This is a genomic window from Auritidibacter ignavus, assembly GCF_003703835.1.
GTDB lineage: Bacteria > Actinomycetota > Actinomycetes > Actinomycetales > Micrococcaceae > Auritidibacter > Auritidibacter ignavus.
In genome coordinates this window covers 42,062-57,666 of record NZ_RDQR01000012.1, presented here as the reverse complement: position 1 = coordinate 57,666, position 15,605 = coordinate 42,062, and the positions used below count along the sequence as shown (strand labels likewise).

General features: G+C 60.7%; 15 protein-coding genes. 10 read left to right on the top strand and 5 right to left on the bottom strand.

What is annotated here, in order from left to right; all coding sequences use genetic code 11:
- Positions 1–38 precede the first annotated feature (38 nt).
- Positions 39–1,037, top strand: coding sequence for an AAA family ATPase (locus DYI20_RS07480; RefSeq protein WP_110101413.1), 999 nt, complete (start codon positions 39–41; stop codon positions 1,035–1,037).
- 19 nt (positions 1,038–1,056) lie between these two features.
- On the opposite strand, the gene DYI20_RS07475 is transcribed toward DYI20_RS07480, so the two are convergent.
- The 4 genes from DYI20_RS07475 to purB all read right to left on the bottom strand — a co-directional run bounded on the left by DYI20_RS07475 (position 1,057) and on the right by purB (position 4,286).
- On the bottom strand, positions 1,057–1,251 hold the full coding sequence (locus DYI20_RS07475) for a hypothetical protein (protein ID WP_122549234.1): 195 nt from the start codon (positions 1,249–1,251) through the stop codon (positions 1,057–1,059).
- Positions 1,252–1,452: 201 nt separating this feature from the next.
- Positions 1,453–1,866: an MFS transporter gene (locus DYI20_RS07470; protein WP_122549233.1), complete on the bottom strand. Its 414-nt coding sequence runs from the start codon at positions 1,864–1,866 to the stop codon at positions 1,453–1,455.
- A 60-nt stretch (positions 1,867–1,926) separates the two neighbouring features.
- The gene (locus DYI20_RS07465) at positions 1,927–2,823 is read right to left on the bottom strand and encodes a trimeric intracellular cation channel family protein (protein WP_341771012.1); all 897 of its coding nucleotides are present in this window, start codon (positions 2,821–2,823) and stop codon (positions 1,927–1,929) included.
- Between the two features lie 17 nt (positions 2,824–2,840).
- Positions 2,841–4,286, bottom strand: coding sequence for an adenylosuccinate lyase (gene purB / locus DYI20_RS07460; protein ID WP_122549232.1), 1,446 nt, complete (start codon positions 4,284–4,286; stop codon positions 2,841–2,843).
- 170 nt (positions 4,287–4,456) lie between these two features.
- Here purB and DYI20_RS07455 point away from each other — a divergent pair, with 170 nt between their 5' ends.
- The gene (locus DYI20_RS07455; protein ID WP_110122982.1) at positions 4,457–4,873 is read left to right on the top strand and encodes a hypothetical protein; all 417 of its coding nucleotides are present in this window, start codon (positions 4,457–4,459) and stop codon (positions 4,871–4,873) included.
- Complete coding sequence (locus DYI20_RS07450; protein WP_147472544.1) at positions 4,873–6,447, top strand: hypothetical protein; 1,575 nt, start codon at positions 4,873–4,875, stop codon at positions 6,445–6,447. The genes DYI20_RS07455 and DYI20_RS07450 overlap by 1 nt, the downstream gene beginning before the upstream one ends.
- A 12-nt stretch (positions 6,448–6,459) precedes the next feature.
- On the opposite strand, the gene DYI20_RS07445 is transcribed toward DYI20_RS07450, so the two are convergent.
- Positions 6,460–6,855, bottom strand: a complete 396-nt coding sequence (locus tag DYI20_RS07445) for a phage holin family protein (RefSeq protein WP_110098154.1) — start codon at positions 6,853–6,855, stop codon at positions 6,460–6,462.
- Between the two features lie 64 nt (positions 6,856–6,919).
- Between DYI20_RS07445 and DYI20_RS07440 the strand changes: the two genes are divergently transcribed.
- The 7 genes from DYI20_RS07440 (at position 6,920) to DYI20_RS07410 (ending at position 15,590) form a co-directional block, all read left to right on the top strand.
- Positions 6,920–8,113, top strand: coding sequence for a histidinol-phosphate transaminase (locus DYI20_RS07440; protein ID WP_110110952.1), 1,194 nt, complete (start codon positions 6,920–6,922; stop codon positions 8,111–8,113).
- A 133-nt stretch (positions 8,114–8,246) separates the two neighbouring features.
- Entirely contained in the window at positions 8,247–9,455 is a 1,209-nt protein-coding gene (locus DYI20_RS07435) for a thiamine pyrophosphate-dependent enzyme (protein ID WP_110101417.1), read from the top strand.
- On the top strand, positions 9,452–10,456 hold the full coding sequence (locus DYI20_RS07430; protein ID WP_110122979.1) for an alpha-ketoacid dehydrogenase subunit beta: 1,005 nt from the start codon (positions 9,452–9,454) through the stop codon (positions 10,454–10,456). Before DYI20_RS07435 ends, DYI20_RS07430 begins: the two co-directional genes overlap by 4 nt.
- A 15-nt stretch (positions 10,457–10,471) precedes the next feature.
- Complete coding sequence (locus DYI20_RS07425; protein WP_122549230.1) at positions 10,472–11,827, top strand: dihydrolipoamide acetyltransferase family protein; 1,356 nt, start codon at positions 10,472–10,474, stop codon at positions 11,825–11,827.
- Positions 11,828–12,217: 390 nt separating this feature from the next.
- Positions 12,218–13,048 (top strand): alpha/beta fold hydrolase, encoded by an 831-nt coding sequence (locus DYI20_RS07420; RefSeq protein WP_166769842.1) that lies wholly within the window; start codon positions 12,218–12,220, stop codon positions 13,046–13,048.
- A gap of 110 nt (positions 13,049–13,158) precedes the next feature.
- Complete coding sequence (locus DYI20_RS07415) at positions 13,159–13,932, top strand: LamB/YcsF family protein (RefSeq protein WP_255580650.1); 774 nt, start codon at positions 13,159–13,161, stop codon at positions 13,930–13,932.
- A complete protein-coding gene (locus DYI20_RS07410; protein ID WP_122549229.1) occupies positions 13,929–15,590 on the top strand; it encodes a 5-oxoprolinase subunit B/C family protein in 1,662 nt (553 codons plus the stop codon). Before DYI20_RS07415 ends, DYI20_RS07410 begins: the two co-directional genes overlap by 4 nt.
- Positions 15,591–15,605 lie beyond the last annotated feature (15 nt).

Sequence of the window (15,605 nt, the reverse complement as noted above, 5' to 3'; positions counted from 1 at the left end):
GTATGTCACACTACATGATCTAAGGGACTGATTTCTCCATGTCAGGGCTAAGCCACGACATTTCTGCCTTAGTCGCCAACCACGCTGCCGGCGACGACGAAAGCTTCTATGCGGTGGCCCGCGACGTTGCTACCCGCGAGCTACGCGACGGGCGACGCAACTCCGCCCAAGAGATTCACAACGCGGTCAATGCTGCCACCGGTGAGAAAGCCAGCGAAGACGAAGACCTCGACGCCGAATACACCGACGCGTTGGTTGATTCGGACCTGACCGAATATATTGAGGTCACCCGCCCCAAGGGACATCTGGATGATCTGATCATCTCTGATGACCTCATCGAACGGCTCCGGCAACTGATTGCCGAGCACCGTTCGGAAGAAGAACTCAAAGAAGCCGGCCTCTACCCAGCCTACCGGGTGCTCTTAGAAGGCCCGGCCGGGACTGGTAAAACCGCTACCGCCAAAATTTTGGCCTCAGAACTGGGGTTGCCACTGGTCACCGTCTGGTTGGACTCGCTGTTGGCGGCCTACTCCGAAGATGAGGATGTTCGGTCCTTGCGGGGCGTATTCAAAAAACTCACGCAACGCAACGCGATCTTCTTATTCGACATGTTCGGCGTCGTCGCCATCGAACACCGCGACGCCCGGGACCGTGGCGTGTTCCGGGCGTTCATGATGTTTTTGGACGAGATTCAGCCCGGCTCCATCGCGCTGGCGGCCACCAATCGGCGGGAAGCGCTGGAACGGTACATGTTCCGCCACTTCGACGTCGTGCTGAACTTTTCGCTACCAGACCCGCGGGTGGCGGTCCAGGTGATGCGCAATGAACTGGGTAACCTGGCTCCGGACGTCACGGTCAATGAGGCCGACGTGTACGGCCAATACATGCCCGGACTCAGCCACGCCGAACTGGTGCTGGCCGCCCAGGACGCCGCCAAGGCCGCAGTGCTACGTGGCGCGACCCAGGTGACACAGGACGATCTGATTTTCGCACTCACCAACCGTGGAGCGCACATGCTCAACGACCACGAGGACTAGTACCCTGCCGATACCGCCCTCAGTGCTGAGCGCGGGAAGCGAACACCACGGCCACCAGTGACAGCAGGCAACAACCGGCCAGGAAGGCACCTTGGCCTCCCGAGGTGAAGGTGATGACCAGGCCGTCGCCGGTCGCTACGGCCAGCACGGCGAGCCACGCAGAACTCGAGGCCAGACCGAGCAGGATCGCAAAAGCGGTGACCGAGCCGATCATCGCCCCGGGCGGCCGGGCGGGAGAGCCCGACGTGTTCGAAGGTCATCGGCGAGATGGCGAACACCGCCAGGGTGTAGTTGATGGCATTGTGGCCGGTCATCATCAAAAACCCGGTGACCAATCCGTGCAAATGGTGGCGGAACAGTCGTGAGACCGGAGCACGCTGCTGGTCCTCTCGTTCTTCGGTGCGGTCACGTGCCTCTAAGTACTCGGGTGTTTCTTCCAGCCGTTGGCGGATGAAAACCGCCAGGAACGCCAGTGTCGCCAGGGCGATACCGGCCGCAGGCCTGCCCACGACGAATGAGGTGAACAGTCCACGCCGTTTTGGGGAACAAATTCGGCTACCAGCGTGGTGGCCCCGGAGAGCCCGATGCCGGCGGTAGCCACACCCATGACCATGACGGTCAGCAACAATGCGGGGCGACGGCCGTAGTGGTCGCCGACATGACCAATGATCAACCCTCCCAGCCGACGGGCAATACATCCCACCGCAAAAGTGGCGAACGCAGCCAGCGTGGCAGGTGTCTCCCCGCCGGGGCAGAACAGCGGCGCGACTAGGGCTCGGTGGGCGTCAGCAGACGGGCGCTCACGACGTTGTTCAAGTATGGCCGTCATTTATCAATGCTCAACGTCAGCCCCCAGAAAACGGCCTGTTTATGACACCGGGCACACACCCTAGAACTTGTCGGGGCCGTGATCGGGATCTGAATCATCCGAGTCAGAACCTGGATCGTCATCGGGACCATCAAGCTCGTCGAGTTCATCCTCCAACTCGTCCGCTAATTCCTCTTCATCGTCAGGCTTGGGATCGATACGTTGCCAGGGCCAGGCGAAGGTCCCGCCAAAAGCCGCGCTGGGAGCATGCCACTTAAATCGCAGGGCCACGAGTCGGAAACTAAACACCGCCACGGCAGTCACGGCACCCCAGAGTGGCTCGTAGACATCCAAGGCGTTCAAAATTGCCACCACCGCAGCGCCGGAGACCGCCGGGATGGCATAGATATCGTGGGGGTTGAAGATGGCCGGGATCTGGTTGGCCACCACATCGCGTAAGAGCCCGCCAAAGACCGCGGTGGCAGCGCCCAAAAGTGTTGCCGAGACGACCGGTAGCCCCGCATCGGTGGCGATCAGGGTACCGACCACGCAAAACACAGCGAGTCCTCCGGCATCAAACACCAGGATCGTGCGTCGGAGCCGGTCTGAGTCAATGACTCGGATATACACCAGTAAGACCGCCAGGGCCACCGGGATCATGTAGGACGGGGAAGCGAACGCATTGGGGACCCCAGCGTTAATGATCACATCGCGGACCACACCGCCACCCAGTCCGGTCAGCGCTGCCAGCAGCGCCGAGCCGATGATGTCGAAACCACGCCGGGAGGCCAGCAGTGCACCGGAGACCGCGAAGAAGAACACCCCGGATAGGTCGGCAAAATAGACAATATCGGGCAGATAGTCCACCGAAGAGTCTGGCATCTGCTCCGTGGGTTCCGGGAATTCATCGATCCCGCGGGGCTGTTGGTCCTGGATATCGTCTGGGTCGGTCTGGGCCAGGATGAATGACGCTAACACACTGGTGAGGCTTCGCGTTAGCGACGTCCCTCAAGCGTTTCGGCCGCCAATTGTGCGGCCACCCCGGTGTAGGCCGCGGGGGTGAGCTTCAGTAGCTGCTCCTCGGCCTGGGAACTCAGCCCCAAGGACCGGACAAACTCGCGCATCCGCTCGGGGGTCACTCGCTGACCGCGGGTGAGTTCTTTGAGTCGTTCGTAGGGTTGTTCCATGCCTTCGGTGCCGGCAATGGCTTCAGCGCGCATCACGGTCTGGATGGCCTCACCGAGTACTTCCCAGTTGTTATCCAGGTCCGCGGCCAGCACCTGTTCGGCGACGGTGAGTTGCCCCAGCCCGCGAGTGACGTTGGACAGGGCCAGCACCGAGTGGCCCAGCCCCACCCCGATATTGCGTTGGGAGGTGGAGTCGGTCAGGTCGCGCTGCCACCGGGACTCGATCAGGGTCTGACCCAGTGTGTGCAGGATGGCATTGGACAACTCGCAGTTGGCCTCGGCGTTTTCGAAACGGATCGGATTGACCTTATGCGGCATGGTCGAGGACCCGGTCGCCCCGGCAACCGGGACCTGGGTGAAATAGCCGATGGAGATATAGGACCACACGTCCTGGCAGAACCCGTGCAGGATCTGGTTGAACCGGCTGAGATCATCGTAGAGCTCTGCCTGGTAGTCGTGGGATTCGATCTGCGTAGTCAGGGGATTAAAGCTCAGCCCTAAGCTTTCCACAAAGGACTGAGCAATTACCGGCCAGTTAGCGTGGGGGACAGCCACGTGGTGGGCGGCGTAAGTGCCGGTGGCGCCATTAATCTTGCCCAGGTATTGCTGGCGGGAGATGCGATCCAGCTGGCGTTGCAGGCGGTGGACAAACACCGCCAATTCTTTGCCCAGGGTGGTTGGGGTTGCCGGCTGGCCGTGGGTGCGTGAGAGCATCGGGGTGTGTTGGCACCCTTGTGCGAGCTCGGTGATCGTGTCGATCGTTTCTTGCGCTCGCGGGATCCAGACCTGGTGGATCGCATCGCGAATACCCAGGGCATAGGCGAGGTTATTGATGTCTTCGCTGGTGCAGGCGAAGTGCACCAGCGAAGTCAGCCGCTGCAGTCCCATGTCTTTCAGATGGGCGGAGATGAAGTATTCCACGGCTTTGACGTCGTGGACGGTGGTGGCCTCAAACTCAGCCAGTTCGGCGATCGAGGCAGCGTCGAACTCGGTGTACAGCCGGCGTAACTCGTGCTTCTGGTCGGCGGAGAGCTGGTCCAAACCAGGCAGGACCTGAAGTTCACACAGGTGAATGAACCACTCGACCTCCACCACCACACGATTTCTATTCAGTGCCGCCTCGGAAAGATGCTCGGTGAGCTCCGAAACGGATGACCGATACCGGCCATCCAGGGGTCCGAGCACTGCCCCGGCGTCAGCTAAAGAACGACGTGCAGAATCGGTGGTCGCGAGTGAAGAATCAGTGGAGGTCATTTTTCTATTTTTGCACGTTTTCCCGCCCGGTCCACAGGCTTGAAGGTTTGCAACGGTTATCCACTGTTGGCCCGAGAAGACGGTGGAGAACGTGGGCGCTTCCTACGCTGAATTCGTCGATACGTTGATTCGATGAGTTATGAGATGACGCAGGAGACGAAAGGCGCGAGATGACACTGATTGAAACCGCCACCGGAGCGTATTGCACGCATGTGGCCCCCCACATTCAGCAGTGGTCGGAGGGACCCGGGGTGGGAGACCTGGGAGTGGCCGCCATCGAGAAAGCCACCCTGGCACTGGAAACGGTCGTGGACGAAGTTCAGGGGGTTCAGGCAGAAATTGAGCAGCTGGCCTCCCGACTCCGCGATATCAGTGGCCTGGACTGGCACTCGATGGCCGGGGAAGCGTTCAAAGACAAGACCCGACGTACCGAGGCGAAGACCCGGGATATCTCTGACTCAGCGCTTGCCATGAAACAGGCGGGCCGGAAGGGAATCGACGAGCTACGGGTCCAGGCGGCCCAGGCCCGGGATGCTCTGAACGCGGCCCGGTCCACGGTCGCTGATATTGCGACGGGAGTGTGCTGATGGCCTCGGTGGTGGGTGGAGCCTCGTCAATCCAGGGCAATCTTGAAGAACTGGAACGTGGTAGTCAATTCTTGAAAGACATTGCAGTGCGTGCCGGGGTACTGGGGGCAAAAGCTACTGCGTGGAGTGGTGCGCTGAGTTTCGCAACAGTGACCGTTCCTTCAGGAGCCCAGGTACGGGCCCGTGCTGTCGAGGTGAGTTCAGGACTGGCCTGGCTGGCCACTGAATCCTACGGCTTAGCGGAGGGCGTGGATTTCGCTGTGGCAGGATACCGTCAGGCAGAACGCGTGGTCGAAGAGCAGATGTCTTCCTTAATGCTGGCGGTGTCCGGAACACGAATGTTGGGGGATCTGGTGACCGGCCAAGATATCCGCACCGAAGACCTAGCCCGCTTACTCGAAGACGGGCCCGAAGCGGTATTAAACCTGCTCCACGTTGGTTTTAGTCCGGCCGGCGGCCTTGCTCTTGGCACAGTAGCCAATGTCACTGAAGCCGGTTTGAAACTGATAACCGACAACCCGGAGCTCTCCCAGACTGAAGCATTGTGGATGCTGGCCGGAGGCGTGGTTGGCACGGCGGGACTTTTGCGAGTCGGCCGGTATGACACCACAAACACCACGAAAGGTGACACCGATGCCCAAGGGTGGGCCGAGGCTGGACGGGCGGATGGCAGTATTGCGTGGTTGCTGAAGCACCAGGAGGGGTCCTTCCCTGAAAATGCTGGAGAATCATCCATGCAGGTTGGCAGGATCACTCTTGACAGTGGCGAGGAGGTTTATACGGTCAGCTACCCGGGGTCACAATTTGATGACCTGGACATCTCAGACCCTGACGAGCTATTCAACCCCCAACAACTACTTCAAGACTTCGGATTTGAAGAAAATGCCTGGGGTGCCACTGGAATGCGGGAAGGGATGACCTTAGGGTCTCAACACGTCGCTGATGCCACCGTCGAGATTCTTGCAGAAGCTGGGGTGCCCGAGGGGGCGAAGGTGATCTTCAGCGGCTATTCCCAAGGCGGTATGCATGCCTCAACGGTGGCGACCAACCCCAAGATCACTGACGTCTACGATGTGGAGGCGGTTGTCACCTACGGTGCACCAGACCACCACGTCGACCACGATCCAGACACTATTTATCTCGGGTTTCAGCACATCAGAGACCGGGCGACCGCGCTCAGCGGCCCGGTACCCGATGGGGGAGTGAACCATTCCCGAGTGATCCTGGAAGATCTCCCTGCGGGAGCAGACCCCGCTGAATCCGGGGCGTTCGGTGCCGGGCACAGCTGGCATAACCTGGAGGAAATGACTCGGGACGCAGTGGCGGATCCGGTGGTTCGGGGGCAACTGGAGCATCAGCTACAGCATCTGTCTGGAATCACCACTGGGGCGGTGGCCACCAAAACCTATTCGCTCCAGCGCCGCGATCCCGGAGCACCCCGTAATCCGTTAGACCGGATCGCAGAGGGCGCCCACTCTGTCATGCAAGACGTGGGAAAGAACAGTCGGACCCTAAGCCCCACCACGAGCCCATTAGGGCCGCCCCGGATCAGCATGCCACCGTTGCCCTCCTAACAGGCCGGTGCCTTAGGCTTCGGCTGGCGGAAACAGCGCTGCGAGCACTCGCTGCATAATGGCTGAGGCCAAGGAGATGATAATGGCGGCGAAAATGGCGGTAAACCAGAACTCATCAATTTCTAGGTGCACCGGGAAAATCTGAGAGATCCACGTGCTCAGCCACAACAACACAGCGTTGATCACCAGAGTGAATAACCCCAATGTCAGGCAGGTGACCGGCAGCGAGAGCACCCGCAGAAACGGGCCAATCACGGCGTTCACCACGCCGAAGATGACCGAGACACCGAGGAGTCCAAGGATTTCCTCCCCGGTCGAACTGGCGCCGACGAAATACATTCCGGGTAGTAGCCAGGTGGCAAGCCACACAGCCACCGCGGTAACAGCGGTGTTGAGCAAGAATCTCATGTCCTCATCGTGGCACACGAAGGTGAAAATGTGGTGAGCACCATTCAACGATACGATGGTTTTTATGAATGTCCCTGAATCTTCCGCGTCCCGCGACCACCACCAGGCTCAGCAGCCTGGCACCACAAACGGAGTTTACCCCCGCGCCGTGTTGAACGAGCTGCCCGCCTATGTTGCCGGGAAACCCTCGGGGGAGGTGCCGGGCTTGCGTTCCTATAAGCTCTCGTCCAACGAGAACCCCTACGCCCCGGTGCCAGCGGTGATCGACAAGCTGGCCGAACTGTTCAGCGCCGCACCGACCGAAGACCACGAGCGACCTGCCGGTGAGATTCTCAACCGCTATCCGGACACGATGTACACCGCTCTGCGCCAGGAACTGGGAGAGACCCTGGACGTTGACCCCGACGACATTGTGATCGGCGCCGGATCGCTGGGTGCGCTCACCCAGTTGGTGTCCACTCTGGCGGGCACCAGCGCCGACGGGACCCGTGACGAGGTCATCATCCCGTGGCGTTCCTTTGAGGCTTACCCGATTGTCGTGCTCTCGGCAGGCGCCCAAGATATTCGGGTCCCGTTGCTAGCCGACGGTCGTCACGACCTGCAGGCCATGGCCGACGCACTCACCCCGGCAACGCGGATGATCATGCTGTGTAGCCCCAATAATCCCACCGGCCCGGTGCTGACCACCGCCGAGGTCGATGAATTCATGGCCAAGGTTCCCGCTGATGTTCTCGTGGTCCTCGACGAAGCCTACGTGGAATTTATCGAGGACCCCCAGGCCGTCAATGGCCTGGAATTCTTTGCCCGCTACCCCAATGCGGCCGTGGTGCGAACCTTCTCCAAAGCTCACGGGCTGGCCAATCTTCGGATCGGCTATGCGCTGGTGCATCCGGACCTGATGCCCCACGTGCGCGTGATGGCTACCCCGTTTGCAACCTCCACCATCGCCGAAACCGCCGCGATCACTTCTTTGCAGAACCTCGACCAGGTGCATAAGCGGGTGGCCATCGTCCAGCAACAGCGTCGTTGGGTGTTGAGTGAGCTGCACGCCATGGGTATTCAGGTACCCGAAAGCTCAGCAAACTTCTTCTGGCTGGACCTTCGCGAACGCACCCCGGAATTCGTACAGAAGGCCGCGACGTGGGGTCTGTCCGTGCGCGGGTTCGGACAAGAAGGCGTGCGCGTCACCATTGGTGAAGCTGAAGCCAATGAGCGGTTGTTGCAGATGGTGGCAGAGTTCTTCAACGTCTCTCGGTAAGTCGCCCCCGCAACCGGCGGAGCATTATACAACTGTCCGGCATGGTTTCGCGGTTCTCCTGGTAGATTAGTGATAGTTCTCACGTGTTGGAGTCACCCATTCCAACGCGATGACGACCAGGAAGGACCTTGCCATGACCGAGAGAACCTCTATTGTCCCCGTCGGTGATGATGGGTCAGAGAAGATCCCCGCTGACCTACCTGCCGACACTGTCCAATTCCTCGACCCGGATGGAATCTATCAGCCCTCCCACACTGCGGATCGATTCCAGTCCCACGCGGATCACCTCAATCAGGAACAACTCCAGCAGCTCTACCAGCTGATGGCAACGACCCGCAGAATCGATAACGAGGCCACCAGCCTGCAACGTCAAGGCGAGCTGGTACTCTGGGCCTCCTGCTTCGGTCAAGAAGCTGCCCAAGCTGGGGCAGTCTTTGCTCTGGATGACACCGACCACATTTTCCCCACCTACCGTGAGCATGTGATGGCTTTCCATCGCGGAGTTCCCGTGCGCGATATGCTCACGTTCTTCCGCGGTGCCAAAAACTCCGGGTGGGATTCTCGCGACTTCAACATTCACCCCTACACCATCGTGTTGGGCACCCAAGTTCCCCAAGCCGTGGGGTATTCCTGGGGCACCAAACTCGATCACGCCAAATGGCAGGGTGCTGATCTAAAACATCGCCCCCCGGTAACGCTGGCTTGTTTCGGGGACGGCACCTCCTCGGAAGGTGACGTCCATGCCGGTATGGTCTATGCCGCATCGCAAAACACGCCCACCCTGTTCTTCTGCCAGAACAATCGGTGGGCTATTTCTGTGCCTTTTAACGTCCAATCACGGGTACCGATTTCCACCCGCGCAGCCGGCTACGGCTTCGAAGGCATCAACGTTGACGGTAATGACCCTATCGCGATGTTTGCCGTCACCCAGTGGGCTGCCGAACGCATTCGTTCCGGCAAGGGCCCGGTTTTGATTGAGGCGCACACCTACCGGCGCGGGGCCCACACCACTGCTGATGATCCCACCAAGTACCGGACCAAGGACGAGGAAGATGCCTACGCCCGGTTGGATCCGCTGAGACGCACAGAAGCTTATTTGCGACGGCAATATAAGGTCGACGACGATTTCTTCGAACAGATTGCCACGGATGCCGATGCACAAGCCAATCAATTGCGCGACATGGTCTTGGCGATGGCGCCAGAGAACACGTTGACCCTCGAAGAGTTCATGCAGAACACTTACGCGGAGCCACACCCGTTGATTGATGAAGAACTAGCTGAATACCGTCAGTACCACGCCGGCTTTGCTGACGAACCCGTCGCGAACGGCGGTGAACGATGAGCGCTACCGCCGAGACTGCGACGAAGAAACTGACCATTGGTCAAGCCATCAACCAGGCCCTGGCCGATGAACTCGCCAGCGACGACAAGGTGCTACTGCAAGGCGAAGACATCGGCTCACTCGGTGGGGTCTACCGTGTCACCGAGGGCTTGAAAGCCGAATTTGGTGGCGACCGGGTGGTGGATTCGCCGCTGACCGAATCCGGGATTATTGGCACCTCGATCGGGCTGGCGCTAGCTGGTTACCGCCCTGTGGCCGAAATCCAATTCGATGGGTTCGTCTACCCGGGCTTTGACCAGATCACCTCCCAGCTGGCCAAACTCCATGCCCGCATGGATGGGGCCCAACAGGTTCCGGTCACCATCCGACTACCCTACGGTGGCGGGATCGGGTCTGTGGAACACCACGGTGAATCACCCGAGGCCCTGTTCACTCATACCGCTGGGTTGCGGATCCTGACCTATTCCACGGCCCACGACGCCTACTGGCTGACTCGGGCTGGAATTCGTAGCCACGACCCGGTGATGCTCTTTGAGCCCAAGCGTCGCTACTTCGCCCGCAGTATCGTCGACTTCTCCGATCCCGGTCACGCAGCCGACCCATGGAAGGCCGTGGTGGCCAAAGAAGGCACAGATCTCACCTTGGTGGTTTGGGGCGCGATGACCGCGGTCGGACTGGCCGCTGCCGAAGCCGCCGAAGCTGAAGGAATCAGCATCGAGGTGGTGGATCTGCGCTCGCTGTCACCGATCGACTTTGACACTCTGGAAGCCTCACTGAAGCGCACAACCCGGATGGTGGTAGCCCACGAGGCCTCCGTGTTTGGTGGGCTCGGCGGTGAAATCGCGGCCCGGCTGACCCAACGGTGCTTCTACTACCTGCAAGCACCGATCGCCCGGGTAGGCGGATGGCACATCCCGTATCCGCCCTCGCAGATCGAGCACGACCACATCCCGGATCTCGACCGCATTCTGGATGCGGTCGACACCACACTGGCTTTCTAACCTGAGGGGGTATTCATGGAAATTTTTAAGCTCCCCGATGTGGGAGAAGGCCTGACCGAAGCCGATATTGTCGAATGGCGGGTTGCCGTCGGTGACACCGTTGCCGTCAACGATGTGCTGGTCGAAATTGAGACCGCTAAATCACTGGTTGAACTCCCCAGCCCCTTTGCCGGCACCATCCAAAAGCTCTTCGCCGAGGTAGGCGATACCGTACTGGTCGGTGAAGACCTGATTGGTATTGGCGACTCAGCAACCGCCGGCGACGAACCTGACTCCAGCGGAGACAGTGCAGTAGCGGCCGATAAACCCTTGGTGGGTTCTGGGCCGAAAAATGAAGCTACCCGTCGCCGGGCACGGAAAAAAGCCGCCACCTCGGCCCAGCCGAGACCGGCCACCCAGAAGCTTGACCCAGCACCAGAGTCAGCACCGGAGCAAGCACCGAGTCCGACACCGACGACAACTGTCGTGCTGGCCAAGCCACCGGTGCGATACTTCGCCAAGACCCAGGGCGTCGATCTTGCGCAGGTCACACCAACCGGTCCTCGCGGCGATGTCACCCGCGCGGATGTGGAAGGCTTTCTGAACCAGTCCACTCCCGCTGGTGCCACGGCAACATCGGGTCGAACCCAAGCTCAGGCACAGGCCACCGATCCCCGGGCTATCGTCGCGCGCACCCCGGTTAAAGGTGTGCGCAAAGCCACCGCGAACGCGGTCATGCAGTCGTATTCGCAGGCTCCGCACGTCTCGGTGTTTAAAGACGTCGACATCACTCGTAGCATGGAATTCTTGGCACAGCTCAAGGCCTCACCCTCCTGGGAAGGCATCAAAGTTAGCCCGATGATCCTGGCCATCCGAGCCATGGTCCGCGCCGCCACGATCTACCCTCAGTTCAACTCGCTGTGGGAATCGGGGACACAAGATGGCCAACCCGACGAGATCGTGCAGTACCAGCACGTCAACGTCGCGGTCGCAGCCGCCACGCCTCGCGGGCTGATCGTACCGGTGATCCCGCAGGCGGACTTGTTGAGCCTGAAGGATATCGCGCGAGCGATGATGGAATTGACCTCCCGCGCCAGAGAAGGCAAGACCCAACCGGCCGAACTCGCCGGTGGTACCGTGTCGATCACCAATTTCGGGTCGCTGGGTCTCGATGCCGGAACCCCGATCCTCACCCCGGGCCACACCGCGATCGTGGGCTTGGGTAAAGGGTCGAAGAAGCCGTGGGTGGTGGATGACCAGATCGTGCCCCGCACCGTGCTGACCCTCGGGGGTTCCTTCGACCACCGCGTGGTCGACGGAGCAGAGATTGCCACCTACCTAGGTGAAATCGCTGCCGTGTTGGCTGAACCTGCGGTGCTATTGGACGAATAGTGCAGAGACCTGTCTGCCCATGGACCAGGACAAACCGGGTGAAACGGGGCAGACCAGCATTAAAGAAGCCGACCCGGTTGCTGTCGACAGCAACCGGGTCGGCTCTACTCATCACTCACACCTCGAAGAGGATGTTTAACATCGTAATGACCCCAGATGATTAGACGCTGGAGGAAATATGAACGTTTCCTGGGAATTTGTGTCGCGGAGGATCGGCCTGATGGCCCTCTGATGTTAAGCCAGTCACGTTACACTGGTGGAATTGAAGTGAACTGAAGTGTCGTGAGAGTTCAGGCCGAACCGTGCCTGACAATGTCGTCAGGCGGGGAAGCAACACGATCGGGGCCGACTCACTCAACGACAGACGTCTGCCGAGAATGGAGCCAATCAATGACCGACCAGCTGAAGCACGCGAGCGACGAGCAATCCACCCCGGTGGTCAATACCGTCTCGCTGACCGATTCACCTGCTACCGACAAAGATGTCCTGGTGGTAGGAGCCGGCATGGGGACCGGGGTGCGTGGGCTGTGGCAGCACGCGGCCAACCACTTGGCAGAGCGCTTCAGGGTCATCGGTTGGGATCTGCCCGGCCACGACACCTCACCGCCCCACCAGGCCAAAGTGCGGATTGAGGACCTGGCGGATGCGGTGGCTGCAATCATCACCACCCAGCGGGCTGAGGGAACCATTGGTCCGGAGGCCAAGGTCTACTACGCCGGTGTCTCGATCAGCGGTCAGGTGGGGCTCCAGCTCGGTCTCGACCATGGAGAACTCTTCGACGGAATCGCCATTGTGGCCTCCGCGGCCAAAATCGGCGAGCAGGCGGGTTGGCAAGAGCGCGCCCAACTGGTCGAATCGGCCGGCACCGCAACCCAAGTGATTGGCTCGGTGAGTCGGTGGTTCGCCGAAGGCTTTACCGACCAGCACCCCGACCGGGCTGAATCGTTGCAGACGGTATTAGAAAAAGCCGACCAGGTGTCCTTCGCTCGGCTATGTGAAGCTCTGGGTGCCTTCGATGTGCGCGAAGCGCTGCCGAAGATTTCCGTGCCGATCGTGGCGATCAACGGTGCCGACGATCAGGTGTGTTCCTCCTCGGATGCTCACCTGATTGCCGATCGGGTGCAGCACGGTGCCCAGGCCACCGTCGATCAGGCCGCCCACCAGATTCCCGTGGAACAACCCGAACGGTTGGCTGAGATTCTGCTCGAGAACTTCTCTTAGATCTCGAGACCTCCTCCGACGCTCACAGAACCCTCGGATTGTTGAACAATTTGAGGGTTGTGTGGCATTCTAGAGATCTACACCACTCGAGATGAGACGGAGGACACGTCGTGAACGCTGAGCACAAACTCACGATCGATATCAACAGTGATGTGGGAGAGTCTTTCGGGAACTACACCATGGGTGATGACGCCGCGATTTTCTCCTCAGTGTCGTCGGCCAATGTGGCCTGTGGGTTTCACGCGGGCGACCCCTCCATTATGCTCAACACCTGCCAGCTTGCAGCTGCGCGCGGGCTCACGGTGGGCGCCCATGTTTCCTACAACGACTTCGCTGGATTCGGACGTCGTTTCTTGGATGAGGACCCTCACCAGCTACGCAACGACGTGCTCTATCAGATCGGGGCCCTCGATGCGATGGCCACAGCAGCTGGTACCCGGGTGGCTTATGTCAAACCCCATGGCGCGCTGTATAACACCATCGTCAATCACCGCGAACACGCCGAAGCTGTGGTCGATGCGCTGGTCACCCACGGTCACGGACTGACACTGTTGCTTCTGCCCGGCTCTATTGCCGCCTCCCTGGCCGAATCAGCGGGACTGCCCGTGGTCTATGAAGCGTTTGCCGATCGGGGTTACACCCCGGAGGGGACCCTGGTCTCCCGCCGGCAACCCGGCGCGGTGCTCCACGACGAGCAGGAGGTCGTCCACCGGATGGTGCGTCTGGCCAAAGAAGGCATCATTGAAGCCGTTGATGGCACCGAGATACAGGTCAACGCCGGTAGCATCTGCGTTCACAGCGACACACCCGGGGCAGTGTCGATGGCTGCCGCGGTGCGTCGTGGCCTGGAAGAAGCCGGTGTGACGATCGAGTCCTTCGCATGAGCGCCCCGACCATCCGCTGGGCCGGTCGTCGCTGCTTTCTGGTGGAATGCGCCGATATCGATCAGGTCATGGCGCTCCACCAGCGCCTGTCCACCCACCCGGTCGCAGGCCAACGCGAAGTCCTGGCCACGGCTCGCACCGTGGGGCTATTCTTTGACACCGACGCCGAAGCCCGCCACGCCGCCGAAAACATCAGCCAGTGGAACTTATCGGATGCCGCATCGCACGACGGCGCGTTGATCACCGTCGAGGTGGTGTATGACGGTGCAGATCTCTGCGAAGTCGCCACCCAGTTGTCCATGAGTGTCGATGAGGTGATCAACTGGCACACCGGCACCACATGGTTGGGCGCCTTCGGTGGTTTCGCCCCAGGATTCACCTATCTGGTTTCCACCGGCGACAGCTATTCCATTCCTCGCCGGCCAACGCCGCGTACACGGGTACCAGCACAGTCGGTGGCCGTGGCGGGAGAATTCTCCGCCGTCTATCCCCAAGCCTCACCGGGCGGGTGGCAACTTCTGGGTCACACCAACGCAGTGATGTGGGATCTTGACCGGCCCTCTCCAGCGCTGGTTGCCCCCGGTGACCGCGTCCAGTATCACGCCGTCCGGGAACGGCTGACCACCACCCAGAACTCCACCGATCACCGGTCTGGTGAGCAACCACACGAGAAACTCAGTGCCACCGCAACACCGCAACACGGGCTGGAAATTATCACCACCGGACTCCAGACCTTGGTGCAGGACCTGGGGCGGCCCGGCTACGCCGATCTGGGAGTCAGCCACTCCGGGGTGGCCGATCGGGCCGCGGCCCGGCAAGCCAACCGGCTGGTCGGTAACGACTCCGACGCCGCCGTCCTTGAAGTGCTCATGGGCGGGCTGACGATCCAAGCCCGCGGGCACCACGTGCTGGCACTCACCGGAACCGGCACCCCTGCACAGATCTGGGCCCCGGAGACCGCACCGACCGGTTCTCGGCAGGCTCCGGTCAACGCAGCTTTTGCGCTCTTCGACGGTGAACACCTGCACCTTCCCACCCCTGAGGCCGGGCTACGCACCTACCTGGCAGTCCGAGGTGGCCTGGAGGCGACCGACCAGCTTGGCAGTCGCGCTACCGACACGCTGTCGGGCATCGGACCAGAATCGGTGCGGGAAGGCGCCGTTCTTGCGGTCAATAAACCCCAACACCCCCTAGCCGCCACCGGAACTGCCGAACCAGCAGTGCACCCCACTCTGCCGAGAGTCGACGGGCCAGCTACCGTACTGCGGGTGCTCCCCGGGCCACGCGATGACTGGTTCGGTCCCGCCGGACTGGAACAGCTGACTGGCCAACCCTGGCGGGTCTCCGACGACTCCAACCGCATCGGCGTGCGGTTCGAACTTTCCGAGGGTGGCACCGCGCTACAACGGGTTCAGGACGCGGAACTGCCGTCTGAACCAGCCGTGACCGGAGCCCTGCAAGTCCCCCCATCGGGTCTGCCGGTGCTGTTTTTGGCCGACCATCCCGTCACCGGTGGGTATCCGGTGATCGGTGTGGTGACTGAGGACGACCTGGACCTAGCCGCGCAATTGCCACCCGGAGCCACCGTGAGGTTCCAGATTGATGACGAGACAACTGATGACAACCCAGGCAAGGACACCCACCATGACCAACACTGAAGCCACCGCCACCAC